Raw genomic sequence first — 25,825 nt, forward strand, 5'->3', positions numbered from 1 at the left:
GTTGTCTCGCCAGAGGCACAGCTGGGTGGCTATATTCGGATCGGATAAGCGCTGAAAGCATCTAAGCGCGAAACCGGCCTCAAGATGAGATTTCCCACGAGTGAAAGCTCGGTAAGACCCCTGAAGGAAGATCAGGTTGATAGGCCGGATGTGGAAGCACCGTGAGGTGTGGAGCTGACCGGTACTAATCGGTCGAGGGCTTGACCTAAAAAGATACGTTAGCAAAGGGAACGTGGCTCAAATGGTTCCGAAAAGACGAAGCTAGAAAAAGACTCTATGTAGTTTTGAGAGAACAGAGTTCGAAAAGGACAACTGAATCTCAGAGATCTGGTGATCATGCCGGAGGGGTTCCACCCGTTTCCATACCGAACACGGAAGTTAAGACCTCCAGGGCCAAGGATACTTGGGGCGCAGGCTCCTGGGAAAGTAGGTCATCGCCAGGTAAAACAAGCAACAGACTGCCATAATGGTAGTCTGTTTGTGTTTCATGAAAGAAGTGAAAGATATTGGGTCCCACACTGCAGGAGAAGGCGTCACTGGACGCAGTGTGGCGAAAAGCTCGTACTTCGCCACGAAGTGAATCTCTAGGGTTGGTGGCTCGGCGAAACCCTCCACCGGAGGCTTTCGTGCTTTTCGTATACACGAACACGGAAGTTAAGGATCCACACTGCAGGAGTATGCGTATGGGGACTTAGTGTGGCGAAAGGCTCATCCGCCTTTCGTTCCAGGGCCGATAATACTTGGGGCGCAGGCCCCTGGGAAAGTAGGTCATCGCCAGGTAAAACACAAAATAGACTATCTCTGTCGAGGTAGTCTATTTTGTGTTTTATATAAGTTGAAAATATTGGTCCCACACTGCAGAAATTTGCCTTGTGGGAAAGTTTAAATTTATAAAACAAGACCATTTGTTGATATCGTTGCGACAGTATAGGGAATTGTTTTATTGCTATTAGCTAAGGCTTTATTTGCTGCATTCACAAGTCCTCCGCAACAGGGGACTTCCATTTTTAAAATGGTAATGCTCGAAATAGAATGACGTTTCATAATTTCGCTCAATTTTTCTGAGTAGTCGATGTTATCCAGTTTAGGACAAGCAATTAGAGTGACTTTTCCGAGCATGAATTGCTGGTGAATATTTAGATATGCGAAGGCGGTACAATCGGCAGCAAGTAATATGTCGGCGTTATCAAAGTAGGGTGCATCGATTGATACTAATTTTAACTGACATGGCCATTGGGCGAGCTGAGATTGTGAGTTTTCTGGAGATACAACCTTAGACGATTGAACTGCTTTTGGTGAGGGTTTGCACTGGGTGCTTAGAGAAATAGAGGATAAAGAGCTTTCCGTTTCTTTCGGATTGCTATTTAAGTGTATTTTAACAGCTTCCTCATCATATTCGACGGTTTCTCGCTCTTCAAGAGTAATAGCTCCGGTGGGGCATTCAGGCAGGCAGTCGCCGAGGCCATCGCAATAGGTTTCAGAAATAAGCGTGGCTTTACCGTTAACTAATTGCAATGCTCCTTCATGACAAGCATTAACACAGAGCTTGCATCCGTTGCAAAGTTCCTGATTTATGGTAATAATTTTACGTTTCATTCATAACACCTCTTGAGTTTAGTAAGGGATTATTAAGACAAAATTTTAGTAAAAAACAGAAAGCAAGAAGTTATAGATATAGAGTTATTAAACCCAACTTAGCTATTATACAAGATGATCTGGATATATAACAGAGGTGAACATGCTCCCACCACTTACGTTCTGCGAACGTTGAAGTGGGGACTTCTTGCTAACGTGGTTAAATCAAGTTGCTTAAGCGAAATTGTGATAGCAGAAGTTGCAATAGCACTGGAGCATATGTTCTTTTAAATACCCTTTGTTAACGGTTAACCTCAAAATATCATACTATTTAATAAGAAGTAATTTAGTATGTGAATCAATGAGGTGTATCGTTGTATGGAATGGGCTTTAGGTATTCCCAACATTGAAAAAGTATATTTTATGGACGATCCCTGGTGTGAAAATAATGTATTTCGATCCGGCATGATAAAAGAAATTAGTGAGAACGTCTTGGGGGAAATTTTATTTACAAGGATATATTTTGGACAAGAATTTTGCGAAAGGTCAATACCTTCCTTACGCGAGGTTCTAGATGTTTATTCTCGAGCGAGAGAATACGGTCAAGAATTAACTTTAGTTACGCCTTATGTGACAGAAAATGGTCTAACAAAGCTGCGGCAGTTATTGCAAGGTTTGTCAAAGGAAGGTTTAGCATTAGAAGTTGTAGTTAATGATTGGGGAATATTATATTTACTCAATAAAGAATATCCTGGTTTTAAACCTATAATAGGGCGACAGTTAAATAAGGCTTGGCGTGATCCGCGAATTGGAACTCTGACCGAAAACAAGAAAAAAAGCCATAGTCAAAAATCTAGTTCTTTACCTATGACGAGCTTTGAAAGCGATATTATACAAAAGGTTTTTACGGACTTTGGGGTAAGTCATGTTGAATTAGATATTCCGCCGAGCGGATTAAATGATTTTGAACGATGGAATAATAAAGTTTCTTTATACTTTCCATATACCGCAATAACAAGCGGCAGGATGTGTCTTTTACGGTCATGGGGATACCAAAAAGGCGATAAGTTTAAAACAACAGACAAAACCTGTGGACACACTTGCAGACAATTCTGGGTAGAACTTTCAGATAAATCAGGTCAAGTTCCTGTGTCTCCAAATTGGCATATTGTTCAAAAAGGTAATGCAATTTTTTGTGTATTTAAGGAAGGTTTCCTTAAGGATACGCTTAATATTATATCGCGAATAGGGATTGACCGCTTAATTTTTCAACCTGAGCCCATTTGAGGAGAGGAGGGCTAAACATTGAAAATTCTAGCCCCTTTAACTTCGTTTGAAGAGGGAAAAGCTCTTATTTCAGAAGGAGCAAAAGAATTGTATTGCGGTCTGCAACCTAATTATTGGGATTCGGTTTCCGGAGATAGGTTTTGGCTGAACCGCCGAGGTCCTAGTCAAGGCAATTTGCCAAATCTAGAGGAATTATCTAAAGTTGTTGGATTGGCCCATGCTCATGATGTGAAAGTTTTTCTAACATTGAATCAGTCTGTCTATTCAAATTCCTTGTACCAAGAAATCTTAAAGTTCGTTAGAGAAGTTTATGCGATTTGCAGCCCAGATGCTCTGATAATTGGAGATCCTGGTCTGATGAAAATGATGAAGGAGAAAATGCCGGAAGTAACGCTTCATGCAAGCAGTTTAGGAGGAATTCTCAACACAGAGACTGCCAAGTTTTTTCGCGATTTAGGCGCGAAGAGACTGATTTTTCCAAGATATTTGGATTTAGAAGATATGGCTAATATCATTCAAAAGATCGGTTCAGATGTGGAGTATGAAGCCTTTGTACTCAATGATGGGTGTATTTTTGAAGAAGCGTATTGCTTTGCAAATCATGCTTTTAGTGGTGCGATTTGTCATAACCCCCATTGGATTTATAAACTTTATGATAAGAATGGACAATCAAGAAAAGAAGATAACTGTTCTTTTTCTCAGCATCTCATGGATTATCGTGAATTTATTTATATAGGGATCAAAAATATGGGCGAAAGTATCAGTCCCAAAGGAGACCCTATGGGCATGTGTGGACTTTGTGCATTACCGGAACTAAAAGCAATGGGTGTATGTTCTCTTAAAATCGTTGGGAGAGAATCGTCTCTTGAAAAAAAAGCGGCGAGCGTAAGGCTGTTGAGAAAATCTCTTGCAAGTCTAGAAGGGGAGGAAAATCCCGAGATTCTCAAGTTATGTTTTCGGATGATGCGTTCTATTCCGAAATTATGTGATAGCAGTTATATGTGTTATTACCGAGACTAACGGACATCAGAGTTATCAAGCAGAGTATGGGTGACAACCCTCTGTAAAGGAGAGGGTCCAGTCAAAGATGGTATATTGCATAAATCGTTAATGAGAAAGAAATCGGCAACTTGTTTTCGGTTATCCTTTTTTATGTGGGCGGGAAGATGCGTTTGTCGGACATAGTTTTGAATGTGAGTGTTATTAATATCGTCCTGACTTAATCTCTGGACAGCTTCAAGAAAAAGAGCCTCTCACCTGAAGGTGAAAGACTCTTTAGTTAAATTCATGGACTATATCACTGCCGGGCGTAATTTTGAAGATCATTTTTCACACCATGTTGCTTCTGAATTTCGTTAACATGAGGTATCCATGAAAGTAGTTTTTCCTTAACGTCACGATCACTGACTTGATCTACCAGCAGTACTTCTTTTTCATTTAACTGTATTCCAATGCGATATTGATGATTCTCAGCATCAGTACTGACTAGAATTCCTTCAAAAGGTTCCTTTGCGTAAAGAGAATTTTGAAGGAAAGCTTCTTTACTCATTAATTGACCATTGATGTTTTCCATAATATAATCTCCTGTTCAATAGTATTTACCTAAGATATTTTGTGTTCGTTCAGGGTTTTTATGTGAATTTACCTTTGCTTGACTTTTTCACGGCAAGGAGGAATGGTATAATTAAGTGCTAAAATACAATTTTAAAAACAATGTTCGATATTTTGGAAATATAAAAGGCGAAAAGTGTCGTCTGATTACATTTTAATTATTAAAAGAGTATGATTTTGCTCAGCGGGATTTTGTTTCCGTTGACTGTGAGGAAATAGAATGAGTAAAGAATTAATTTATAGTTTAACTTTTGAACAATTAGCGGCGTATCTTTTGAAATTTGGACATAAGAAGTTCCGGGCCTTACAAGTTTGGGACTGGCTTTATCGAAAGAATGCAACACAATTTTCAGAAATGATTGACGTCCATAAGGACTGTATTCAGCTATTGACAGATCACTTTGTCATCAATTCGTTGAGAGAATATGAGAAACAGGAGTCTGAGGATGGAACAGTAAAATTTTTACTTAAATTACGAGATGAGCATTTAATAGAAACTGTTTTAATGAGACATAAATTTGGATTATCGGTTTGTGTTACGACCCAGGTCGGCTGTAATATGGGGTGTAGTTTTTGTGCCAGTGGCCTTTTAGTTAAAAAACGCGATTTATCCGCCGGTGAAATTGTTGAACAGATAATGGCTGTTCAGGAGCATCTTAAGAGAAGCAACCGGCAAGAACAGGTAAGTCATGTTGTAGTCATGGGAATCGGTGAACCATTTGATAATTTTTCAAATGTCGTTAATGCTATTCGGATTATAAAGGATCATAAAGGGCTGGCAATTCCCGCCCGTCATATTACTGTATCGACCAGTGGTTTAGCGGACAGAATTTATCAGTTCGCCGATGAGAATTTACAGGTAAATTTGGCAATTTCACTGCATGCTCCTTCGAACGAGCTGCGATCGCAAATTATGAAAATTAATCGGAGTTTTTCAATTCAAAGCATTATGGAGGCGCTTGACTATTATCGACAGAAAACGAAGCGAAGGGTTACTTTAGAATATATTCTGCTTAAAGATTTGAATGATAAACGGGAACATGCTCTGCAAATCGCTGAATTGATCGGAGAAAAGAAGCAGCTTATAAATGTCAACTTAATTCCCTATAACCCGGTGGAGGAACATCCCCAGTATCAACGTAGTGAGCATGAAGTAATGTTGGCTTTCTATGATACCCTAAAAAAGCAAGGCATTAATTGTAGTATCCGTCTTGAGCATGGGGCAGATATTGATGCTGCCTGCGGACAGCTGCGCAGTAAACACAGTCGCTGCTCGAGTTAGGGTGTTAGGATTACAAGATTGCTGAAGAATAACCAACAGAGTACGGGGGAAAAGGTTATGGACTACATAGTTGTCATGGACAGCGGATGTGACCTGAATGAAGATATCAAGGAGCAAATTCCTCTTCGGATAGTACCGCTTAGTGTCGTTTTAGGAGAACACGATTTTCTTGATGAAAACGTAAATTTGCAGAACTTTTTAGAAGAGATGAAACGTACAGCAGTGGCACCGCGTACTGCCAGTCCTTCACCGAGTGGGTTTCATAAATGGTTTAACGAAGCAGACAATATTTTTGTCGTAACTCTCTCCTCCAAAATTAGTAGTACCTATAATAATGCCATTTTAGCCCAAACAATGTTTTTGGAACAGCAAGGTACAGGTTTTATCCATGTCTTTGATTCTCTTACCGCTTCTGTGGGAGAGACTTTGATTGGACTAAAAATTGCGGAATTGATTCAGAATAACCTAAAGAAGGGTGAGATTGTCGAACGGGTTAATCAATATATACAGGAAATGAGGACGTTCTTCCTTCTGGATTCTTTGGAGCATTTAATTAAATCCGGACGACTGAATCGCTTTGCAGGGACAGTTGCGACTTGGCTTTCCATAAAACCCATTTTAGGTGCGTCAGATGAAGGAACCATTGACTTGATTGAGAAAGTACGAGGATCGAAAAGAGCCTTTCATCGCTTCCTTGAAGTCATTGGGGAAAAAGGAGAAAAGATGGAGGACAAAGTGTTGGGAATTGCCCATTGTAATTGTTTAGACAAGGCCTTGGCCTTAAAAGAAGAAATACAGCAGCGATATAGTTTTAAAGATGTAATTATCGTAGAAATGGGAGCAACGATTTCAGCCTATGCCGATGAAGGCGGGATTTTAGTTGCATATTAATAGTTTCTTCAGCTCTTTGTCTTAATCGGGCAAAGGGCTTTTTGTTTTAATTCCATCAATATAAGTGAACTTGTTCAGCTAAATCTGAACATCAGAGCTTCGGTGACGAAAGTGTCCTATGGACAATTTCTCCGAAAGCGCCTAGCCCATAAAAAATACTATTGCGCTCAAGGATAGATTCTACCCCACCAAAGCAAGGTTGGGAACCACTTTCACTTGTGAAGTGGGAGTCTTGCGATTGAATAAACATTTTAATATTTGTCGATTAATATATTAACATAGTTAACATGTATCTTAATTATATAAATATATTAATTGACATTATGAATATAAAAGCTTATTATATTCAATATAAAAGCAGTAAGTTACTTAATGAGAGGTGATAAGCTTGAATTATAAGATACCCCATCGTTGTCCGGTATGTGATCATGAATTAAAAATTAGTAAATTAACCTGTACTTATTGCCCGACTAAGATTGAAGGAGAATTCTCCTCTTGTAAGTTTTGCAGACTCCCAAGGGAACAGATTCTATTTATCGAGGCGTTTATTAAATGCCGGGGGAATATTAAAGAGGTCGAAAAAGAATTGGGGATCTCTTATCCGACGGTACGCAGCCGTTTAGACAGTGTCATTGAGGCCCTTGACTACAGTTTAGAGAAAGAAAAAGAGCCTGTCTCTGAGAATGCAGCGATAACCAAAGAACAACTGCGGCGGCAAGAGATACTTGAGGCTCTCAATCGCGGGGAAATATCGGCGCAAGAGGCAGCATTTCAGATGAGGAAACAGAGAGGCTCAAATTTCGAAGAAGAAATAGATTAAAAAGGAGTAATTCAAATATGAGCAGCGAAAAAATGAAAATACTCGAGATGATTCAGGAGGGAAAACTAACAGCCGCGGAGGGAATGGAACTGCTTAAGGCGATGGAAGAAGAAATATCGAGTGATAGGGCTTCAGCGATGCCGGAAATCGATTTGGTTAAACCTGAAATGGCTAAGTCAAACACAGGGGATCGCTTCCTGCGGGTTCGAGTTCTAGGGGAAAAATCTCTGAAGGTTAATGTCAATGTTCCCTTGAGCCTAATACGCTCTGCGTCAAAGTTAGTGGTTTATGCTATGAGCTTTGTTCCTGCTGATAAGCGTACGGAATTAGAACAAAAAGGTCTTGATTTGCAAGCTTTGGATGTTGAGGAGCTTGTCCGCTTAGTTGAAGAAACTGTGGATGGTAAGATAGTGGATGTGGAAGTATCAGATCCTCAGGAGGGCAGAATCAAGGTGGAAGTGTGTGTGGAATAATTACACCACGTTCTTGATCGTCAGAGTAAAGTTGAAATGGCACCGCTGGTTTGCATTTCCAGTTCCGTTCTGGGTTGCGGATGAGTTTTGCGAAGCCTTGGCTGAATTGGCTTGGGCAGGGGAGAAGACATTAAAGTGCATTCCTTATCATAAGGATCATAAGGACCGTAAATTGGTGAGTTGGATCAATACTATTTCTCCAAGTCATCTCATGGATGGCCTGCATAATATGGTTCTGGAATTGAGTAGACAAAAAGGCTTGGATATTATCGAGGTTGAAACGGGAGAGGTTAAGGTCAAAATTAGCTTAAAGTGAAACGGGGGTATCTGATGAAACGACCTATTTACCGTATTTTAGTCAACACGCTTGTGTTTTTGGTGGCCGCACAATTTCTCCCCATTCATGCTTCTTCGCCCCTGCATTACCTTGGAGCGGGTCTAATACTATGGATCGTAAATTTGCTGATTCGCCCAGTTTTGATTGTCTTAACCATTCCTTTAAATCTTTTAACTTTGGGGATCTTCACTCTCATCATAAATACTTGGATGATCATGCTTACGAGCGGTCTCGTACCGGGCTTTTATGTTAGGGGTTTTGGTGCTGCCTTTACAATCTCACTGATGGTATCCCTAGCTAACTGGGGAATTAAAAGAATAAACAGCTAGTAACCTTTGAAAGTTACTAGCTGCTTTTTTGTAATGGCCTCTTTTTAGAGGTCTCCATCTGAAGTCCTGATGTTCAGCTTTAGCTGAACGAGTTCACTTTGCTTTATATTACAAGCAATTTATTATTGAATCTGTGGTTGAATAGTTTCTGCTTACTTTTTTAGTTTTTGGCTGTGGAACCATTGTAATAATTGTAAATCCCATGAAAAATAGCTGCGGCGACATTTTTTCGGAATGTGTCGTTCTGCAGTCTTGCTTCTTCATAGGGACTGGAAATAAAGGCGGTTTCGACTAAGACTGCAGGCATCGTTGTATATTTGATGACATAGAAATTTGCGTCTTTAACTCCTCGATTGTTGGTCTTTACCGTGTCGATCATTGCGCTTTGAATACTGCTGGCCAGCTGCTTGCTCTTCTCTTCTTGAGGGTTGCCATCGCAATAGTAGGTCGTTGTGCCTTGAACGGAGGGGTTGCTGAAGGAGTCGTTATGAATGGAGATAAAGAGGTCAGGGTTATTTTTGGCAGCATCATCAACTCGGTCTTGAAGATCATTGATTTCCGAAAAATCACTGGCTGCGGGAGAAGGGTCATTGTCCCGGGTTAAGAGAACCTTCGCCCCTGCCTGTTGCAGGACTGAATTTAAATCTTTTGCAATGGCTAAAGTATTGTCTTTTTCATACGTTCCGTTGGGGCCGACTGCTCCGGTGTCAGGGCTTCCATGTCCAGGGTCAATCATAATGGTCTTTCCGCTTAAAGCATTGGCAGGGATTCCGGCGAAGGGATCGACAAGAATCTCTTGAGAAGGATCGTAATTCGTTGGCGTTGAAGAGGAACTGCCTGAGGAGGAGTTCCCTGAAGAAGAATTGCCTGATGAAGAGCTTCCCGAAGAGGAGTTCCCCGAAGAAGAATTGCCTGATGAAGAGCTTCCCGAAGAGGAGTTCCCTGAAGAAGAACTCCCTGAAGAGGAATTGTCTGATGAAGGTGGCTGTGTCGAAGAAGGAAGCTGAGGAAATGCTTTTAAATTTGAACTGTAATTTGAAGATGCCTTTCCTTCAATAATGGCTTGAGAAGTTGTGCTGATAATGCCTGTTCCTCCGAGAATAAAGACTTTGCCGTTCGGACTCAAGTCAATGGCAGAGGCAGAGTTTGATGTGGAGAGTGTCACATAGCTGTCTGAAACCCAACCTGTTAATGATTGATAAGTGGTCTGATACCAATCGTTTTGGTAATTAAGAAGCTCAAGCGTTGTGTCTTGAGGTATTGTCGCCAGAAGTTTTCCCGTAGAAGAGGGTGTATCCCTTAAATTTAATCCTGCCGAGGCATTGACGATTCCCTTTTTGGTGCTGTTGGAAGTTGATGAAGAGCTGTTTGAGGAAATTGTAATGTAAGCATCAGAAACCCAGCCGGTTTTAGATTGATAGGTTGTTTGATACCAGTGATTTTGATAGGTGCCAAGTTCAAGAGCAGCGCCGTTGGGAATAGTTCCTAGGAGATTCCCTGAAGAAGAAGGGGTGTCACGAAGATTTAATCCATTTGCAGCCGTAACGACAGCCGTTTTAGATGTGTTGCCTGAGGCAGAAGTGGAAGAAGTTGATGCAGGTGGTTCGACGACCATATGTAAGCGCATAACGCTGTAAACAGAGGGAGGAATATCATTTTGTTCAGTAAGTAAAAGCGGGGCCTTTTCTTTTGAGGCGAGAACTGTACCGGCTACAGCGTCCGGAAAGGTGATTCCTGAAGCTAAGAAAAGGTCATTTGATTGATAGATATCTTTCATGCTGGAAACAACTTTGGCGTTGGTGTCGTAGCGGTCTTCTCCGCCAAGACGGGTTTCGATTGTAAAGTTGTTCTTCGTCAATTCCACTGAGGGAACGACAGCCTCTCCCCCTATAACGGTGATATGTTTTGGGGCATTTTCCTTTAAGTACTTCAGGACGGAGTCGGGGAGAGTCGTTGAAGTAAGTACAACGGGAATTTGTTTAATGCCGGCATACGTCGCTGCCGACAGAGCATCCGGAAAATTATCTCCATTGACTATGATCAGAGAATCTGAAGTCAAACGCTTAGCGAGTAGAACAGATGTCTCGTAACGATCAATTCCTCCTATCCGTTCCCAGTTGAAGGATAATTGCTCCAGGCCTTTTTCAATAGCGGGTGTCAAACAAGCAGTTCCACCGAGTAAGATAATTTTCTGAGGTTTCAAGCGCTGCAGTTCTTGAACCACTCTAGGGTCAAGAGCGTCTCCTCCTGTTAAAAGGATTGGGGCATTTAGGTTAACTGCATAAGGAGTAGCTGCGATAGAGTCCGGATAATCTGAGGCCTGGCATAAAATAACGGTTTGAGCAGAATCCCACCCTTTTTGAGAAATTTTCAAGGCCGTTTCGATCTGGTCTTGTCCTGCTATTCTTTCTGTTACATAAGCTAAGGGACTTGCTTGAGTAATTATTGGTAAGGCAAATATAAGTACAAGCGAAGCTATCATCGCGATGATGATTTTTTTCACATTAATTCATCCTTTCTCCTGCCATTATGTCGATTATATCACAGAAACCCACTCTAATTGATAGAATTTGCAAAATGTAATTTTGCAAGTATTCTGTAGGTTTAGAGAAGATTTGTGCTATAATAGAGTCTAAAAATAATTATTGTCGTAATGGCAGACACCATGGATTGTGCAGATGTATAGGGAGGGGCAAATATGATAATGACGGGTGCGGAAGCGATTATCGAATCGCTGAAAAAGGAAAACGTGGATGTAGCCTTCGGCTATCCCGGCGGGGCAGTGCTGACACTATATGATGCTTTATATAAAGCGAATTTCCGGCATATTTTAACGAAACATGAACAAGGTGCCGTCCATGCTGCTGATGGCTATGCCAGAGCCACGGGAAAAGTCGGAGTTGTTATTGCCACTTCCGGTCCGGGGGCAACGAATCTGGTGACGGGGATTGCTACTGCTTACATGGATTCGATTCCAATGGTAGCAATAACGGGTCAAGTTGCCGTTCCCTTAATTGGCAGAGATTCCTTTCAAGAGGCAGATATTCGGGGAATTACAACTCCAATTACTAAACACAACTATCTGGTTAAAACCGTTGAAGAGTTGCCCCGGGCTTTAAAAGAAGCCTTCTATATTGCGCGTACAGGCCGGCCTGGTCCTGTCGTTGTAGATATAGCTAAGGATGTTTTCGCAGCTACCTTTGACTACGAATATCCTTTAGAAGTTAAGCTGCGCGGTTATCATCCTGTTAATGAAGGAAATCAAACGGTCATAAATCAGGTCTTTGAGGAAGTGAGCTCAGCCAGCAAGCCTTTGCTTTTCATCGGCGGGGGAGTTAATTTATCTGATTCCTCGTCGGAACTGAGAGAATTTGTGGAACAGAGCGGTTTTCCGGTAATTACCAGTTTAATGGGTTTAGGGTGTATTCCCTTCGACCATCCTCAATTTTTGGGAATGGTTGGAATGCATGGGACATACGCCGCAAATATGGCAACGACAGAATGCGATTTGCTTTTAGGAATCGGGGTTCGTTTTGATGATCGGGTGACAGGACTTTTGAGTGATTTTGCCTCTAAGGCTAAGATTATTCACTTTGATATAGATCCGGCGGAAATTAACAAAAATGTTATTGCTCAAATAAGGGTCATCGGAGATTTAAAATGGTCACTGCCAGCGTTAATGAAAAAAGTCGGGGGAGTATCCGGTGAATTAAAAGAACGGGTTCGGCCTTGGCGGGAAAAGGTTTTAGGCTGGAAGCAAGACTTTCCGTTGACTTATGAACAAGGGAAAGACCTTGTCATGCCGCAGGCTGTGGTTGAAAAGGTCAGTCAATTGACTCAGGGTGAGGCTGTGATCGTAACGGACGTTGGGCAAAATCAAATTTGGGCGGCTCAATTCTACGGCTTCAAACATCCGCGTCGATTTTTAACGTCAGGTGGGTTAGGAACCATGGGATATGGTCTGCCGGCTGCCTTAGGGGCTCAATGTGGTTTGCCTGATCAAAAAGTGGTTCTTTTTGTTGGCGATGGCGGTGTGATGATGAACTGTCAAGAATTAGCAACCCTTGCCGATTGCAATTTCCCTGTGGTTGTTCTGGTTCTGAACAACCAAACCTTAGGGATGGTTGCCCAATGGCAAAGAATGTTTTATGGCGGCCGTTATTCCCATACCAGCCTCAAAGGGCATACTGATTTCGTAAAGTTGGCAGAAGCTATGGGAGTAACGGGCTTGAGAGTAAGTGAGCCTGCAGAGCTGGATAAAGTTCTTGCCCAGGCTTTAGCAGTCCAGGGTCCTGTTTTAGTGGATATACGAACTCCTGAGACGGTAGACGTCCTCCCGATGGTTCCAGCGGGAGCTCGCCTGGATCAGATGATTATGGGAGGTTAAGAAGATGAAGCATACATTAGCCGTTTTGGTTGAAAACCGACCGGGCGTCTTAACACATATTTCGGGATTAATCAGCCGCAGGGCCTTCAACATCGAAAGTATAGCAGCTGGTTATACCGAAGAACCGGACACAACAAGAATTACCATTGTAGTAGAAGGGGATGAGATAGAACAAGAACAAGTTGTAAACCAGTTGTCCAAATTAATTGACGTAATCAAAATCAGTGATTTAACAGCTGTTGAGTCCATCCAGCGGGAACTGGCCTTGATCAAGGTTAAAGCAAGTCTGGAGACTCGTTCGGACATTATCAATATCGTTAATATTTTCCGAGCCAGCATTGTGGATGTCAGCCGGGAGACGATGGTGATTGAGCTTTCCGGTGATGAAACTAAGATTGATGCTCTTTGTCAAGTCCTTGAAGAGGATCATGGAATTATTGAAATTGTGCGGACTGGTAAGATCGCCCTTTCACGTGGCCCTATACCGGCAAAAGCTTAGTCAGCTAATCTTGTCAATGAATCGAAGCAATCTATAGTTCAGCTTTGTGCAGTTCTTTCCGGAACCGTTTGTCGTCTGCGATATTATTTAACATTAAACAAAGCCCTGCATAAGTGGTATATATCACCACTTATGCAGGGCTTATTTATAAAGACGGATAGATATTCATTGTGTAACGGGCCCCTTATTTTGAGTGGACTCGTTCACCTCTTAATATTACATAACACAGAATTGCTCCAACTTCACATATCGCAATAACAGTTCCCATGGGAACTGCGGTATTGCCGCCTCCCAGACCCACAAGCGGGGCGACGGCTGCACCAATGACAAAAGCAAATAATCCCAGCAAGGCCGAAGCGCTTCCTGCCGAATGACCGTAATTCTCCATAGCGAGTGATGAGCCGGCTGTTGTTACAACTCCAACGCTGGATACGGCAATGAATAACGGCAGCAAAATGGCCATTAGTCCTGCTCCCAGGAGAATTGTTGTCAGTAAGCACAAACCACCCAAGGTAGCTAAGATGAGGCCTGTAATAAAGAGTTTTGTTCCGGCAATCCGGCTGGCCATTCTGCCGGTAATTTGACCAGCGATGATAATGCCCAATCCATTAATGGCAAAAAAGAGGCTGAATAATTGCGGAGACGCACCAAAAATATTTTGGATGACAAACGGGGAGCCAGAGATATAGGCAAACATAGCGGCCATGACGAGTCCTTGGGGTAATGCATATCCCATAAATACTCGGTCACACATTAGATCGCGAAACGTAATTAAAACGTTCTTTAGGCCTCCTTGTGAGCGGCGTTGAGGCGGCAGGGTTTCTGGTAAGGTAAAAAAGACCGCCAAGAACATAGCGATTCCTACCAGGGTTAAAACAAGAAAAACACCACGCCAAGAGGTGAACTCTAAAAGCTGTCCGCCAATAATCGGAGCTACTATTGGCCCAACACCATTAATTAACATTAAAAGAGCAAAGAACCTTGTCATTTCAGGACCAGAATAGAGATCTCTAACAACAGCTCTGGAAATGGCAATACCCGCAGAACCGGCAAAACCTTGAATGAAGCGGAGTAAAATTAGTGTCCAGATGGAGGGACTGATAACGCAGAGCAACGAAGAGACGGAGTAACAGAAAAGTCCTATGAGAAGAGGCATGCGGCGTCCACGAACATCACTCTGGGAACCCGTCAATAATTGACCAAAGGCGAGACCGAGAAGGCAGGCCGTCAGACTGAATTGAGCGAAAGAGGCGCTGGTATGCAAATCTTTAGCTAAAATAGGTAATGAAGGTAAGTACATGTCTATGGAAAGTGGTCCGAAGGCAGATAAGGCACCTAAAATAAAAGCGATCCATAGTCGGCGGGAGCGGGAGAAGGTTGCGCTGGAGCTAGAATTGAGACTATTATTCAAAAATTTCCGGCCTCCTTAGTTTAAAGATTAAACCTAATCAAGAATAAAAATTTTACCTAATAAGGGTATACGTTTAGTTGCAACACCTTTCCATGTTACCTTTTCGCTGATTATAAAGTCCCCTTCCCCAAATGATTAGACTAAGCAGGATGAGCGAGCTTCCAACCAGACAGACACCCTTCCACTGCCAGAGACTCCAAGCATGCATGCCCAAAAATGATCCCAGTGAGCCTCCGATAAAATAAGTAACCATATAGACGGTATTTAACCTGCTTTTAGCTTCAGGGACTAAAGCGTATACACGTGCTTGGTTCGATATTTGGGCACCTTGAACGCCTAAGTCTAATAAAATAACACCTAATATTAGTCCCCATAAGTGTTTGCCGAATAACCAGAGGAAACCATAGGCTACTAATGTCACTGCCGCAGCAATTCCAACGACGATTCGGGGACCTTTTTTATCAGCTAATCGCCCGGCGACAGGAGCAAATGAGGCGCCTGCTACACCAATTAAGCCAAAAAGGCCGGCGATTTCTGTACCATAGTAATAGGGCGGCTGTTTGAGGAAGAAGGCTAAGGTTGTCCAAAAGACACTAAACGTTCCGAAGAGGAGTCCCCCCATCAGAGAGGCTTCCCGCAATAAGGGGAGCTTCGTTGTATATTCCCATAAAGAATGAAGTGTTTGACGGTAAGATAAACGTGATGTAGAACCGGTCTGAGGTAAGAAAGCCCACAGCGTTAGGGCCAAACTAAACATTAAAGCCGCGGCAATATAATACATTATACGCCAGCCCCAAAGACTGCCGATAATTCCGCTGATGGTTCTGGCTAATAAAATTCCAAAAAACAATCCGCTCATGACGATTCCGACAATACGGCCCTGTTGATCGGGTCTAGCCAGTTGGGCTGCCAAAGGAACGATGATTTGAGGAACGACGGTTGTTGTTCCCACGGCAAAACTGGCTGCGCCTAACATGGTGAGGTTTTCAGATATCCCTACGGACAACAAGGAGAGCGTCACTACACCGAGTAAAATAACAATTAAGATCTTTTTTTCCTTGATATCCCCGAGCGGAACAAATAAAAAGAGACCCAAGGCATAACCTAATTGTGTAAGCGTGGAGATGCTTCCGATTTGAGCGGCAGAAGCATGGAATGTTTGAGCCATGTCAGCAAGCAGAGGCTGATTGTAGTAGAGATTAGCGACAGACAGTCCGGAACTAATGGCAAGTATCAAGAGAAGCCCTCGTGAAAGTTCGGGATGTTGTGCTTTGCCTGAAGAGTTTGTGCTTGAATTAAGGTTCATACTATCCCTCTCAGTTCTAAAGTCCTATTACTTGTTCGGTTTGTTATGTTAAGTCTACGCGGTAAATGTTGCTAAGGCAAGCCAAAAGATGACAGAAGGTTTAGACGGATAAAATCTTCGAGGGGAGACTGCAAAATAATATTCACTTTAGGAGTATATTTCTTCGACAGGAAAGTTCTAACAATGTTATAATTATTTGAACTGCTTATTGCTTATTAAGGAAGGCTTAACATAACTGAACGTTAGAGAGTAGTAATTGATTTTCTGTTAGTTGGAACAGGAGGGTTATATTGCATAAGATAGGCTATCTCGGACCGGAAGGAACCTTTTCCCAGCAAGCGGCTCAACATTATTGCTTTAATAAACAAGAAGCTGCTTTAGTTAGTTTGCCAAGTATTCGTGAAGTTCTTTTGTCCGTTCAACGCAATGAATTGGATTTAGCCGTTATCCCTTTTGAAAATTCCTTAGAAGGTTCAGTTAATATTGTCTTGGATGTATTGGCCTGGGAAGTAGACCTCTTGATTGTTGATGAACTTATTTTACCCATATCTCAAACATTAATGGTTACTCCAGGGGCTGATTGGGAGAGAATTTCTTCTGTTTATACCCATCCTCAATCCGCAGGGCAATGCCGGCTCTTTCTGGAAACTCATCTTCCCCAAGCAAAAGTATACTTGACGAGCAGCAATGCCGAGGGAGCTAATCAAGCGCAGATGTCTGGAAGAACTGCGGGTGCAATCGGACCGGAAGCTGCTGCAGATAAATTCGGACTCCAAGTAGTCTTGCGTAATATCCAAGATAAAAATAATAACTTCACACGATTTGTGGTTGTCGGCAAAAAGTCGATCCATCTTCCGGCAGGCCGAAACAAGACTTCAATTGTTTTTTCAACGGAACATACGCCGGGGAGCTTAGCGTGTATCCTAGACATTTTCAATTTATGGGATATTAATATGACTAAAATTGAATCGAGACCTTCTCGTGGTCAATTAGGGCGCTACATTTTTTTTATTGATATCGATGGACATTTATCTAATCCGGATGTTCGTGATGCTTTGACAATGGTACAGCGTAAAACAAATTTCTATAAATTTTTGGGTTCTTACCCCATGGCAGAGATTGATTAAATCATAACAGCTTATTATTTTTTCATCTTCAATGAGGAGTTCTAACTTATATTCGAACTTGGGGGCTTTATGTGAAAACATAAAGCCCCTTTTTGGGCTGCGCTTGTTATGCCCAATAGCGGAAAGCTTTAGGTATGACCATAGTTCCGCAATTAAACAGCTGTACTGTCCTTATTTTAAAAATTAATGTTAAAACGCAAAAGATAACAGAGATAGCAGAGATAGCTGAAATAGTTATCTACTTAATAGATTCAAAATAGGCGACAGCAACTTCATAAAGGAAATTAATTGGGATTGGATCTTTCCCTATTAGGAGAGCATTGAGCTTTCTGAGTATGGGTTCGGTCTCCTCTGAAGAAGTATCGAGCAGTACTGTTGGTTCGACGTCTAAGGCAGTGCCTATTCTTGCTAAGAGGTCTAATGAAGGAGACCTTAGGCCTCGTTCAAGATAGCCGATATATGAACTACTGACATTAACAAGTTCTGCTAGCCTTTCTTGTGTAAGTCCCTTAGTCTGGCGGAATAATTTTATATTTTTTCCGACAACCTCTTGAATGTTAGACACTCTATCACCTCCTGTTCCAATTTTAAGGTAGTCACTTGAAACATCTTAGCGACTGTGTGTATGTAATTATATTGAAAATAACAACAAATAGTTATACAATGTGAAAGTAATGTATTGAAATTTCATATTATAGCTAAGTTTGTAATATATCGGAGATGATTTAAAGGAGTGAGAAAGTTGTCAGAATATATTCTTGTTGTCGATGACCAATTTTCAGTTCGCTTATTTATCCAAAATGCTTTAGAACAGTTTGGTTACGAAGTTAAGGCAGTGGCCAGTGGATCAGAATGTTTGTGCCTCGCCACATCCCTTCACCGACCTTCGCTTATTCTTTTAGATCAAAACATGCCGGGAATGACAGGCTTACAGGTATTAGCACAAATGGCTCAGGACGATCAAGCTAAGAATATTCCAGTGATTATGATCAGCGGAGAAGAGGATCTCGAGGCTTCTGCCCGAAGTTTGGGTGTCTGCGAAATCCTGAGTAAACCTCTTGATCTGGATCATTTTTTAAAAACTGTTAGAGCAACCCTAGAAAAGGGGACGGCTAAATCTTGATAAAAATGGATATATTTAGATTATATAACTATGATTATATAACTATATTGATATCCTAAGTGCATTTATATACTTAATAAATGTGTCGAAAAGAAAGGGGCAATAGTTTGATGAAATAACTATGCGGCTCTTTTTTTGTTTTCGCAGCTAATCGCGATAATACATTTAAAATACGATTCGAATCTACAATTCGAATTCCAATACCATATAGAAACAACTTTAAATTCTCCTAATGATGAAGTAGAATTAAATGAATCAATTAAGAAATAACCTAGAGTTATGAAGGGGAATATATAATGTATCCAATCAATTTCAATTACCGAATGCCTGCTGAATGGTCTGAACATAGGCGGACTTTCATTTCTTGGCCTGTTCAAGCCTCTATGTGCCATCCTGAGGATTATGAAACTGTATGTAAGGGGTATACAGAGATTATCCAGGCAGTTGCTGAATTCGAACCTATCACGGTGCTTGTGAATCCTGACGATTCAAAAGCTCTGTGTTCGATTTTCACCGATAAAAGGATCGAATTTTTGGAGATTGAGCACAATGACGCTTGGCTAAGGGACAACGGCCCAACCTTTTTAGTTAATAACTTGGGGCAACTTGCTGGGGTGAATTGGCGTTTTAACGCCTGGGGCGGAAAATATGAATCCTGGGATTTAGATGACCGAGTCGCGTCTAAACTCTTAGAGTATTTCAATATCAAACGGTTTGACGCTTCTCTCGTTATGGAAGGAGGATCGCTCCATGTTGATGGTGAAGGAACGCTCTTGACTACTGAAGAATGTTTGCTTAATCAGAATCGAAACTCTGAATTAACCAAAGAACAGATTGAAGCTGAACTTAAAAATAATCTGAATGTCCGGAAGGTAATCTGGCTGAAAAGGGGGTTGGAAGGGGATGAGACAGATGGGCATGTGGATAACATTGCCTGTTTTGCCGCCCCAGGCAAAATCCTTTTGCAAGTTTGTAATGATCCTAATGACGGAAACTATGAGATTACCCGCACAAACTTAGAGTTGCTTCAAGGGGAAACCGATGCCAGGGGAAGATCTTTTGAAATTATCCCTATCCAGCAGCCTCCCAAATTATATGATCCTGAAACGGGAGCACGTCTAACGTTAAGTTATCTCAATTTCTATTTTGTTAATGGAGGAATAATCTTTCCGGTCTTTGGCGGCCAGGCTGCTGAAACGGATGAATTAGCTAAATTGACTCTGACGAGAATCTTTCCACAACGGCGGATTCGTACTGTAAATGGTATGGGGGTTATCAGGGAGGGCGGAAACGTCCATTGTACTACTCAGCAAATGCCGACTGGGATCAATAGACTATAGGAAAGGAACTATTATGAGAACAGTAAAAGTTGCTGCAACCCAAATGAGTTGTTCGGACAACATCACTGAAAATATTGCTAAGGCTGAACGATTAGTTCGCGAGGCTGCCGGGAATGGTGCGCAAATTATATTATTGCAGGAGCTTTTCGAAACTCCTTATTTTTGTCAAAAAGAAAAGGCAGAATATTATCGCTACGCTTCTGAGCTGGAAGAAAATAAAGCAGTTCAACATTTTAAAAAGGTTGCTAAAGAGCTTCAGATTGTTTTACCCATTAGTTTTTATGAAAAGAAAAACTATGCCCGATACAATTCTTTAGCAGTTATTGACGCCAATGGAGAAGTATTAGGTAAGTATCGTAAGAGTCACATACCTGATGGTCCCGGATATGAAGAAAAGTTTTACTTTAATCCTGGCGATACCGGCTTTAAAGTTTGGAAGACGCGTTATGCCAGGATCGGGGTAGGGGTGTGTTGGGATCAATGGTATCCTGAGGCTGCACGGTGTATGACCTTATTGGGGGCTGAGTTGTTATTTTATCCGACTGCTATAGGATCTGAGCCGCAAGACGGTACCATTGATTCCCGGGATCACTGGCAAAACTGCATGCTGGGGCATGCAGCAGCTAATTTAATACCAGTCGTTGCCTCTAATCGCGTGGGTGTTGAAGACGATGAGGATTCCAGTATTACCTTCTACGGTTCGTCGTTCATTGCCGGCCCTCAGGGAAATAAGATTGTTGAAGCCGGTCGTACAGAGGAAACTACTTTAGTGACTGAGTTTGATTTAGAACAATTAGAGATCCAAAGGTTAGAATGGGGAATTTTTCGAGACCGACGACCTGATTTATATAAAATTATTTCATCCTATGATGGTGAGATAACGATTTAAATGGTTTTGGTTTTACTGTCATATAGAGACTAAGAGACAAGTTGATAGGCACTTCGCTTTCATGAAGCGAAGTGCCTATGTTATAAATTTGGAATCATCTGATTCCAAAAGCAAGATAATGCGGTTAATTTGGTGAAACAAGGAGGGTGTCATGACAGGACTTGTTCATTCATCGGTTTTTATCTGGCTGTTGCTCTTAACCTCAGTTGTTGCAATGTTAGGACGATTTATTAAAATACCTTACACTATTGCCTTGGTATTAACCGGCTTATTTGTTGGTTATTTAAAACTTTTGCCGGGAGTTCATTTGGAACCAGAGGTTTTATTTGCAATTTTCCTACCGCCGCTTTTGTTTGAGGCTGGGATTAATATTCACTTGGAGCCTTTGAAGAAAAATTGGAAGATTATCACTGCCTTGGCTTTACTGGGAACAGTATTATCTACCTTCGTTGTTGGCTATACGCTGCATATACTCTTGGGACTACAGTTACTGTTGGCACTCTTGTTTGGGGCAATTATCTCGCCAACGGATCCGATTTCTGTTTTAGCGATTTTTAAACGTTTAGGAGTTGCTAAACGACTGTCTGTTATTGTCGAAGCGGAGAGTCTATTTAATGATGGGATTGCCGTCATTTTATTCAGCGTTATCCAAGGTATCCTTATAACTGGAACCTTTTCTCTGGCTCAGAGTGAATTAGCCTTTATTCGAACTTTTTTCGGCGGTGCTCTTGTGGGTATTGCTATTGGAGCAGCTGCCTCCAGAATTACTCAGGAATTCGATGACCATTTATTGGAAATAACCTTAACGACAATTACGGCTTTCGGTTCTTATATGGCTGCTGAAGGATTTCATGTTTCTGGGGTCATTTCTGTGGTTGCCGCTAGTTTAGTAGTTGGAAATTATGGAATGAAACGTGGTATGACTCCTGTATCGCGTTTGGCGGTACTTTCGTTCTGGGAATATGCGGCTTTTGTAGCCAATTCTTTGGTATTCTTACTCGTTGGTTTGGAAATGACGAATATATCCTTCAGAGAAAATCTTATCTCAGTGGTAATTGCTGTTATCGCTGTCTTGCTGGGACGGGCATTTTCAATCTATGGATTGTCAGGAGTTTTAAATAGGTTCGGATTATCAATCCCTAGGAATTATCAACATGTTTTAGTCTGGAGCGGTCTGCGGGGGGCTTTGTCAATGGCTATGGTCTTGGGTCTTGAGGCTTCTATACCGGAACGCAGTTTCTTAATTCCCGTTACCTTTGGGGTAGTTCTCTTTTCTTTGGTAGCACAGGGCTTGACGATAGAGCCTCTGATTAACAAATTGGGACTGACTACTACTAATGAGGAGCTGAGAGATTACCAAAACCTGTTAGGAGAAAGTATGGCCTTACGTTCAGCTTTAGCTGAGATTGATCGTCATGTGCATATGGGGAACGTTTCCCAAATAGCCCGTGATGATGCGGTGAAATCATTACTCGAGAGACAGAAAGAAATTGACGATTTGATTAAGGAGCTTCATTTAAACAATGAGGTAATTATAGCCACAGAGCGAGATAAAGCAGGCAAAATTGTTTTGACGGCTCAACGAAATGCTTTGCAAGAGGCAGCGCGCAATGGAATTATGGACTATACTATGGCGGCCAAAATTATTGGCGATCTAGAAAATGACCATAATGAGAAACATAATGATTAGAACATTTAGCTTTTTCTAATCGTCTTCTCGCTTTTTTAAAGAATATCGGGTGAAGTCAAATTCATCAGCAAAAGTATATTTCAGGAGACCCTGTAAAAAATAACTGTTTGAAATATTACTTGTTTGTAAAAGTTCTTTTTTAAAGGTTTCGAATAGTTCTTTAAACAGGATTTCGTGTTTTTTAGATGCCTTTATGGCTTCGTGGATCTTATTCAGCAAATCCAGGGAGACTTTGACACCGCTTGGCAAAATGCGCTTTCTCCTATCGCATAAGATTGTAAAGTCAGCTAGACGCACATCGAGGGCGCGATTATTTTTGGGGAGATTTACCTCCCCGAATAATCTTCGTACATAATTACGAAAACAATTCGCTTCGGAAGGGTTATAAAGTTCGATCCCATTGGGATAAAACCTTTCGAGGACAGCATGGTACATTTGAGAAAGGCTGATTTTATTTTTTAAATATACTTTGCCAGATAGACTGTACCCGGAAAGAATGACCGTTTTTGTGTCTTTAAAGCTTATAGGAAGTGAGAACTTTAGCATAATTTCATGAATTAAAGGATCTACGAAATCATAATCGAGCATCTCAGGCAGTAAATTTTTATAGCCTTTTAATAGTGAATACCAATGCCCGTCTCCAATAATAAAACCGTTAAGTTCGCTGCACCATTGTAAGCTAGAGCAATCACTTTCTTTTAGGCAATAGGAAAGAACATCTGATAAACTGCCAAAATATTCTTCGAGGGCGTTAACTGAAACATAAGTTGTAGTTTCGGCAAAGGCAGAAAGAATATAATGGGGCCAAAACGTTGCAACATAATTATTAAAATGATTTTGCAGCGTTTTCTCGATTTGACGTACTCTTTGCCGGGTGATTCCTAAATCTAAACTGATTTCATGAAGTGTTGATCCCATGGCACGACTTCTCATTAGTTTAAATGTTCGAGGTTTGTTAAATAATCTTTGGAGGTCATTACATAAAACCGCCATAAGGTCTTCCTTTAACCATCCCATGAATCCTCGAAGATCAGATTCATCGTCGGCACATAACCTTTGGGAGAATATCCCCTTAAGGTCACTCACAAGGGTTATGTTGATTCTTTGAAAGAGGTCGATTAGATTTGTGGGCTGATCCTTTTTATAGGCTTTAACTAAGGAAACAGCCCTAGCCTTGTAATTGTTGCTATTAATCCTTTGGAAAAGATGATTGAGATGCTCTTTATTTTTTTTATTAATTTCATAGGTGTTTACATACGAGTCTAACAAAGTTATTAGGTTCCTGAGGTTTGAATAGTTTCGTGAACACCAGAGACAGAACTCTTCCCCCAAATCTTCTTTTGCTTTAAGAAGTTCATTGGAAGTGACGGAAGATATCCCTTGTTTTTGATCAAAATCTGCAATAGCAAATGAGAATAACCATCCAAAAGCGGTTGCTTTTTCTGGGCTTTCAAGACAAACATTGAACATTTCCTCACCTAATACATCCCTTAGTTTATCTTGTAGTTTGTCTTGAGGTTCTAGGTTATACTTCATGAGCGCATCCTCCTAACCGTAAAAAAGCAAAAGTGAGCCCTGTTTTCTATAGACAGAGGGCTCACTAAAACACTTTATCACTACAAATCCTGGCAAGATTTGGTGCCCGGTCGTGAAGTTTTTCAATGAAAAATTTTAACTACCTCAGATATACTGCGAAAATATAAACGGTGGAAATGATAACCGACAAAATCATTAAGGGGAAAGCTATTTTAAGGAAACCTTTGTAAGTGAGGATAACTCCGTTTTTTTCAGCTAGCCCAGCTACAATGACGTTTGCAGAAGCTCCAATAAGTGTCCCGTTGCCACCCAAGCATGCTCCCAGGGATAAAGCCCACCATAAGGGTTTTAAGTTTGTAATTCCTCCGATTTGCCCCATTTTTTGGATAAGTGGAATCATTGCAGCGACGAAAGGGATGTTATCGATAAATGCGGACGCAATCGCGGATAACCATAAGATTAACATCGTCGTAGCAGAGATAACTCCGCCTGTAGCTTCAATAGATCTCCTGGCAACCCATTCAATCACTCCGACTTGATCTAAAGCGCCAACAATGATAAATAAGCCTGCAAAGAAAAAGAGAGTCGGCCATTCGATAGTCAGAAAGATATCTTCAGGTTCTTCCTTGGTAATTAACAATAAAAGCGTGGCTCCCCCTATGGCAATAGTCGCTGGTTCAAAATTAAGTACTTTATGCAATAGAAAGCCTAAAATTGTCAGAGTTAGGACGAACAGAGACTTCTTTAGCAAAGCAAAATCTTTTATAGCTTCGAGTTCCGGTAAATCCATAATTCGAGCCCTGGCAAGTTCCGACGCTGTTAGCTTTTTACGATAAATAACCCGTAAAATCAGCATGGTTATTAAAAATGTAGCGGCAATGGGGATGAAGAGATTTTGAGCAAAATCCAGGAAGCTCAGGCCGGAAGCACTGCCAATCATAATATTGGGAGGGTCTCCGATTAAAGTTGCGGTACCGCCGATATTCGAGGCGAGGATTTGGCTGATAAGAAAAGGTATGGGATCGATAGACAACTCAGAACAAATGGAAAATGTTACAGGTACTATCAGTAAAACCGTTGTTACATTATCAAGTAATGATGAAGTTATTGCCGTTACTGCAGAAAGGGCCGCTAAAATTAATACTGGGTCACCTTTAGCAAGCTTGGCGGCTTTGATAGCCGTATATTCAAAAACTCCCGTTCGACGAGTTATACCAACAATGATCATCATTCCAATTAACAGACCAATTGTATTGAAGTCAATGGCGTGAATTGCTTGTTCCTGATTTAGAACATTAGCGAAAAGTATTAAACTAGCGCCTATTAAAGCAACAACGGTTCGGTTAAGAGTTTCTGTGATTATGAGGCCGTAGGTTAAAAGGAAGATGACCAGGGTTATGACTAAAGGCTCAGCTAATGTCACATTCTGTTTCTCCTTTCCAGGTTGGCAAGAAGCTAAAATAAAGGCGGCTGATTATTTATTCGTAAATAATCAGCCTTCTCTAATCTTTGCCATCGCTAAATAGCTTTCTCGCCTTTATCGCCGGTGCGAATACGAATAACTTCCTCCACATTATGAATAAATAGTTTGCCATCGCCAACCTGACCAGTACGTGCAGTTTTAACGATAATATCGATAACCTCATCTAACTTTTCATCAACAGTGACGATTTCTATTTTAATCTTCGAAAGCAAATGTGAAACAACTTCTTGCCCCCGGTAAATTTGCGTATAACCTTTTTGTCTGCCAAAACCAAGAACATGGGTTACAGTAATGCCTAAGATTCCGGAAGCCGCCAGGGCATCTTTGATTTCATCCAGTTTACCCGGCCGGATTATGGCTTCAATTTTTTTCATAAAAATTCCCCTTTCATATTTATGGGCCGCGTTAATCAATTCTAAAGAAGTATCT

Annotated in this window: 24 protein-coding genes and 2 rRNA genes; 17 read left to right on the top strand and 9 right to left on the bottom strand. The window is 41.3% G+C overall.

The features are described from left to right. Nucleotides 1-208: ribosomal RNA gene (locus DEAC_RS10720) — 23S ribosomal RNA — on the top strand; the annotation flags it as partial. 118 nt (nt 209-326) lie between these two features. Next, nucleotides 327-443, top strand: a 5S ribosomal RNA gene (rrf, locus tag DEAC_RS10725). Nucleotides 444-888: 445 nt separating this feature from the next. Here the strand turns inward: rrf and DEAC_RS10730 are convergent. After that, the gene (locus DEAC_RS10730; RefSeq protein WP_047810073.1) at nt 889-1,596 is read right to left on the bottom strand and encodes an ATP-binding protein; all 708 of its coding nucleotides are present in this window, start codon (nt 1,594-1,596) and stop codon (nt 889-891) included. A gap of 357 nt (nt 1,597-1,953) precedes the next feature. Between DEAC_RS10730 and DEAC_RS10735 the strand changes: the two genes are divergently transcribed. Both DEAC_RS10735 and DEAC_RS10740 read left to right on the top strand, forming a co-directional pair. Then, nucleotides 1,954-2,862: a hypothetical protein gene (locus tag DEAC_RS10735; RefSeq protein WP_047810074.1), complete on the top strand. Its 909-nt coding sequence runs from the start codon at nt 1,954-1,956 to the stop codon at nt 2,860-2,862. A gap of 18 nt (nt 2,863-2,880) precedes the next feature. Beyond that, nucleotides 2,881-3,882, top strand: coding sequence for a peptidase U32 family protein (locus DEAC_RS10740; RefSeq protein ID WP_047810075.1), 1,002 nt, complete (start codon nt 2,881-2,883; stop codon nt 3,880-3,882). A gap of 277 nt (nt 3,883-4,159) precedes the next feature. On the opposite strand, the gene DEAC_RS10745 is transcribed toward DEAC_RS10740, so the two are convergent. Continuing rightward, nucleotides 4,160-4,435 (bottom strand): hypothetical protein, encoded by a 276-nt coding sequence (locus DEAC_RS10745; protein WP_047810076.1) that lies wholly within the window; start codon nt 4,433-4,435, stop codon nt 4,160-4,162. Between the two features lie 258 nt (nt 4,436-4,693). Here DEAC_RS10745 and rlmN point away from each other — a divergent pair, with 258 nt between their 5' ends. The 6 genes from rlmN (at nt 4,694) to DEAC_RS10775 (ending at nt 8,605) form a co-directional block, all read left to right on the top strand. Continuing rightward, nucleotides 4,694-5,755, top strand: a complete 1,062-nt coding sequence (gene rlmN, locus DEAC_RS10750) for a dual-specificity RNA methyltransferase RlmN (RefSeq protein ID WP_047810077.1) — start codon at nt 4,694-4,696, stop codon at nt 5,753-5,755. A 57-nt stretch (nt 5,756-5,812) separates the two neighbouring features. Beyond that, nucleotides 5,813-6,646 carry a DegV family protein gene (locus DEAC_RS10755; RefSeq protein WP_047810078.1) on the top strand — a complete coding sequence of 278 codons (834 nt, stop codon included), beginning with the start codon at nt 5,813-5,815 and terminating at the stop codon, nt 6,644-6,646. Between the two features lie 388 nt (nt 6,647-7,034). After that, nucleotides 7,035-7,466: a DUF2089 domain-containing protein gene (locus tag DEAC_RS10760; RefSeq protein ID WP_047810079.1), complete on the top strand. Its 432-nt coding sequence runs from the start codon at nt 7,035-7,037 to the stop codon at nt 7,464-7,466. Nucleotides 7,467-7,483: 17 nt separating this feature from the next. Then, nucleotides 7,484-7,939, top strand: a complete 456-nt coding sequence (locus tag DEAC_RS10765) for an SHOCT-like domain-containing protein (protein ID WP_047810080.1) — start codon at nt 7,484-7,486, stop codon at nt 7,937-7,939. Next, nucleotides 7,929-8,255, top strand: coding sequence for a hypothetical protein (locus DEAC_RS10770; protein ID WP_047810081.1), 327 nt, complete (start codon nt 7,929-7,931; stop codon nt 8,253-8,255). The genes DEAC_RS10765 and DEAC_RS10770 overlap by 11 nt, the downstream gene beginning before the upstream one ends. Nucleotides 8,256-8,269: 14 nt before the next feature. Then, a complete protein-coding gene (locus DEAC_RS10775) occupies nt 8,270-8,605 on the top strand; it encodes a phage holin family protein (protein WP_047810082.1) in 336 nt (111 codons plus the stop codon). Nucleotides 8,606-8,765: 160 nt separating this feature from the next. Here DEAC_RS10775 and DEAC_RS10780 read toward each other — a convergent pair whose 3' ends face one another. Beyond that, nucleotides 8,766-11,108 (bottom strand): N-acetylmuramoyl-L-alanine amidase, encoded by a 2,343-nt coding sequence (locus DEAC_RS10780; RefSeq protein WP_047810083.1) that lies wholly within the window; start codon nt 11,106-11,108, stop codon nt 8,766-8,768. Nucleotides 11,109-11,303: 195 nt separating this feature from the next. On the opposite strand from DEAC_RS10780, the gene ilvB reads away from it, so the two are divergent. Together ilvB and ilvN are read left to right on the top strand one after the other, a co-directional pair. After that, nucleotides 11,304-12,992, top strand: coding sequence for a biosynthetic-type acetolactate synthase large subunit (gene ilvB, locus DEAC_RS10785; protein ID WP_047810084.1), 1,689 nt, complete (start codon nt 11,304-11,306; stop codon nt 12,990-12,992). 4 nt (nt 12,993-12,996) lie between these two features. After that, nucleotides 12,997-13,491: an acetolactate synthase small subunit gene (gene ilvN / locus DEAC_RS10790; RefSeq protein WP_047810085.1), complete on the top strand. Its 495-nt coding sequence runs from the start codon at nt 12,997-12,999 to the stop codon at nt 13,489-13,491. Nucleotides 13,492-13,675: 184 nt separating this feature from the next. Here the strand turns inward: ilvN and DEAC_RS10795 are convergent, their stop codons facing one another. Together DEAC_RS10795 and DEAC_RS10800 are read right to left on the bottom strand one after the other, a co-directional pair. Beyond that, nucleotides 13,676-14,902 carry a multidrug effflux MFS transporter gene (locus tag DEAC_RS10795; protein ID WP_047810086.1) on the bottom strand — a complete coding sequence of 409 codons (1,227 nt, stop codon included), beginning with the start codon at nt 14,900-14,902 and terminating at the stop codon, nt 13,676-13,678. A 73-nt stretch (nt 14,903-14,975) separates the two neighbouring features. Further along, nucleotides 14,976-16,208 (bottom strand): MFS transporter, encoded by a 1,233-nt coding sequence (locus DEAC_RS10800; RefSeq protein ID WP_047810087.1) that lies wholly within the window; start codon nt 16,206-16,208, stop codon nt 14,976-14,978. 290 nt (nt 16,209-16,498) lie between these two features. Between DEAC_RS10800 and pheA the strand changes: the two genes are divergently transcribed. Further along, entirely contained in the window at nt 16,499-17,335 is an 837-nt protein-coding gene (pheA, locus tag DEAC_RS10805; protein WP_053006381.1) for a prephenate dehydratase, read from the top strand. Nucleotides 17,336-17,573: 238 nt separating this feature from the next. On the opposite strand, the gene DEAC_RS10810 is transcribed toward pheA, so the two are convergent. Next, entirely contained in the window at nt 17,574-17,900 is a 327-nt protein-coding gene (locus DEAC_RS10810) for a helix-turn-helix domain-containing protein (RefSeq protein ID WP_047810089.1), read from the bottom strand. A 177-nt stretch (nt 17,901-18,077) separates the two neighbouring features. Between DEAC_RS10810 and DEAC_RS10815 the strand changes: the two genes are divergently transcribed. The 4 genes from DEAC_RS10815 to DEAC_RS10830 all read left to right on the top strand — a co-directional run bounded on the left by DEAC_RS10815 (nt 18,078) and on the right by DEAC_RS10830 (nt 22,377). Further along, nucleotides 18,078-18,458 (top strand): response regulator, encoded by a 381-nt coding sequence (locus tag DEAC_RS10815; protein ID WP_047810090.1) that lies wholly within the window; start codon nt 18,078-18,080, stop codon nt 18,456-18,458. Between the two features lie 296 nt (nt 18,459-18,754). After that, nucleotides 18,755-19,798: an agmatine deiminase family protein gene (locus DEAC_RS10820; RefSeq protein ID WP_047810091.1), complete on the top strand. Its 1,044-nt coding sequence runs from the start codon at nt 18,755-18,757 to the stop codon at nt 19,796-19,798. A 13-nt stretch (nt 19,799-19,811) separates the two neighbouring features. Then, a complete protein-coding gene (gene aguB, locus DEAC_RS10825; protein ID WP_047810092.1) occupies nt 19,812-20,687 on the top strand; it encodes an N-carbamoylputrescine amidase in 876 nt (291 codons plus the stop codon). Nucleotides 20,688-20,838: 151 nt separating this feature from the next. Beyond that, nucleotides 20,839-22,377 carry a Na+/H+ antiporter gene (locus tag DEAC_RS10830; protein ID WP_047810093.1) on the top strand — a complete coding sequence of 513 codons (1,539 nt, stop codon included), beginning with the start codon at nt 20,839-20,841 and terminating at the stop codon, nt 22,375-22,377. A 15-nt stretch (nt 22,378-22,392) separates the two neighbouring features. Here DEAC_RS10830 and DEAC_RS10835 read toward each other — a convergent pair whose 3' ends face one another. The 3 genes from DEAC_RS10835 to DEAC_RS10845 all read right to left on the bottom strand — a co-directional run bounded on the left by DEAC_RS10835 (nt 22,393) and on the right by DEAC_RS10845 (nt 25,770). After that, the gene (locus tag DEAC_RS10835) at nt 22,393-23,913 is read right to left on the bottom strand and encodes a hypothetical protein (RefSeq protein WP_047810094.1); all 1,521 of its coding nucleotides are present in this window, start codon (nt 23,911-23,913) and stop codon (nt 22,393-22,395) included. Between the two features lie 139 nt (nt 23,914-24,052). Next, nucleotides 24,053-25,336 carry an ArsB/NhaD family transporter gene (locus DEAC_RS10840; RefSeq protein WP_047810095.1) on the bottom strand — a complete coding sequence of 428 codons (1,284 nt, stop codon included), beginning with the start codon at nt 25,334-25,336 and terminating at the stop codon, nt 24,053-24,055. A 95-nt stretch (nt 25,337-25,431) separates the two neighbouring features. Further along, nucleotides 25,432-25,770, bottom strand: coding sequence for a P-II family nitrogen regulator (locus DEAC_RS10845; RefSeq protein WP_047810096.1), 339 nt, complete (start codon nt 25,768-25,770; stop codon nt 25,432-25,434). Nucleotides 25,771-25,825: the final 55 nt, after the last annotated feature.

The sequence above is a fragment of the Desulfosporosinus acididurans genome, from assembly GCF_001029285.1.
GTDB lineage: Bacteria > Bacillota > Desulfitobacteriia > Desulfitobacteriales > Desulfitobacteriaceae > Desulfosporosinus > Desulfosporosinus acididurans.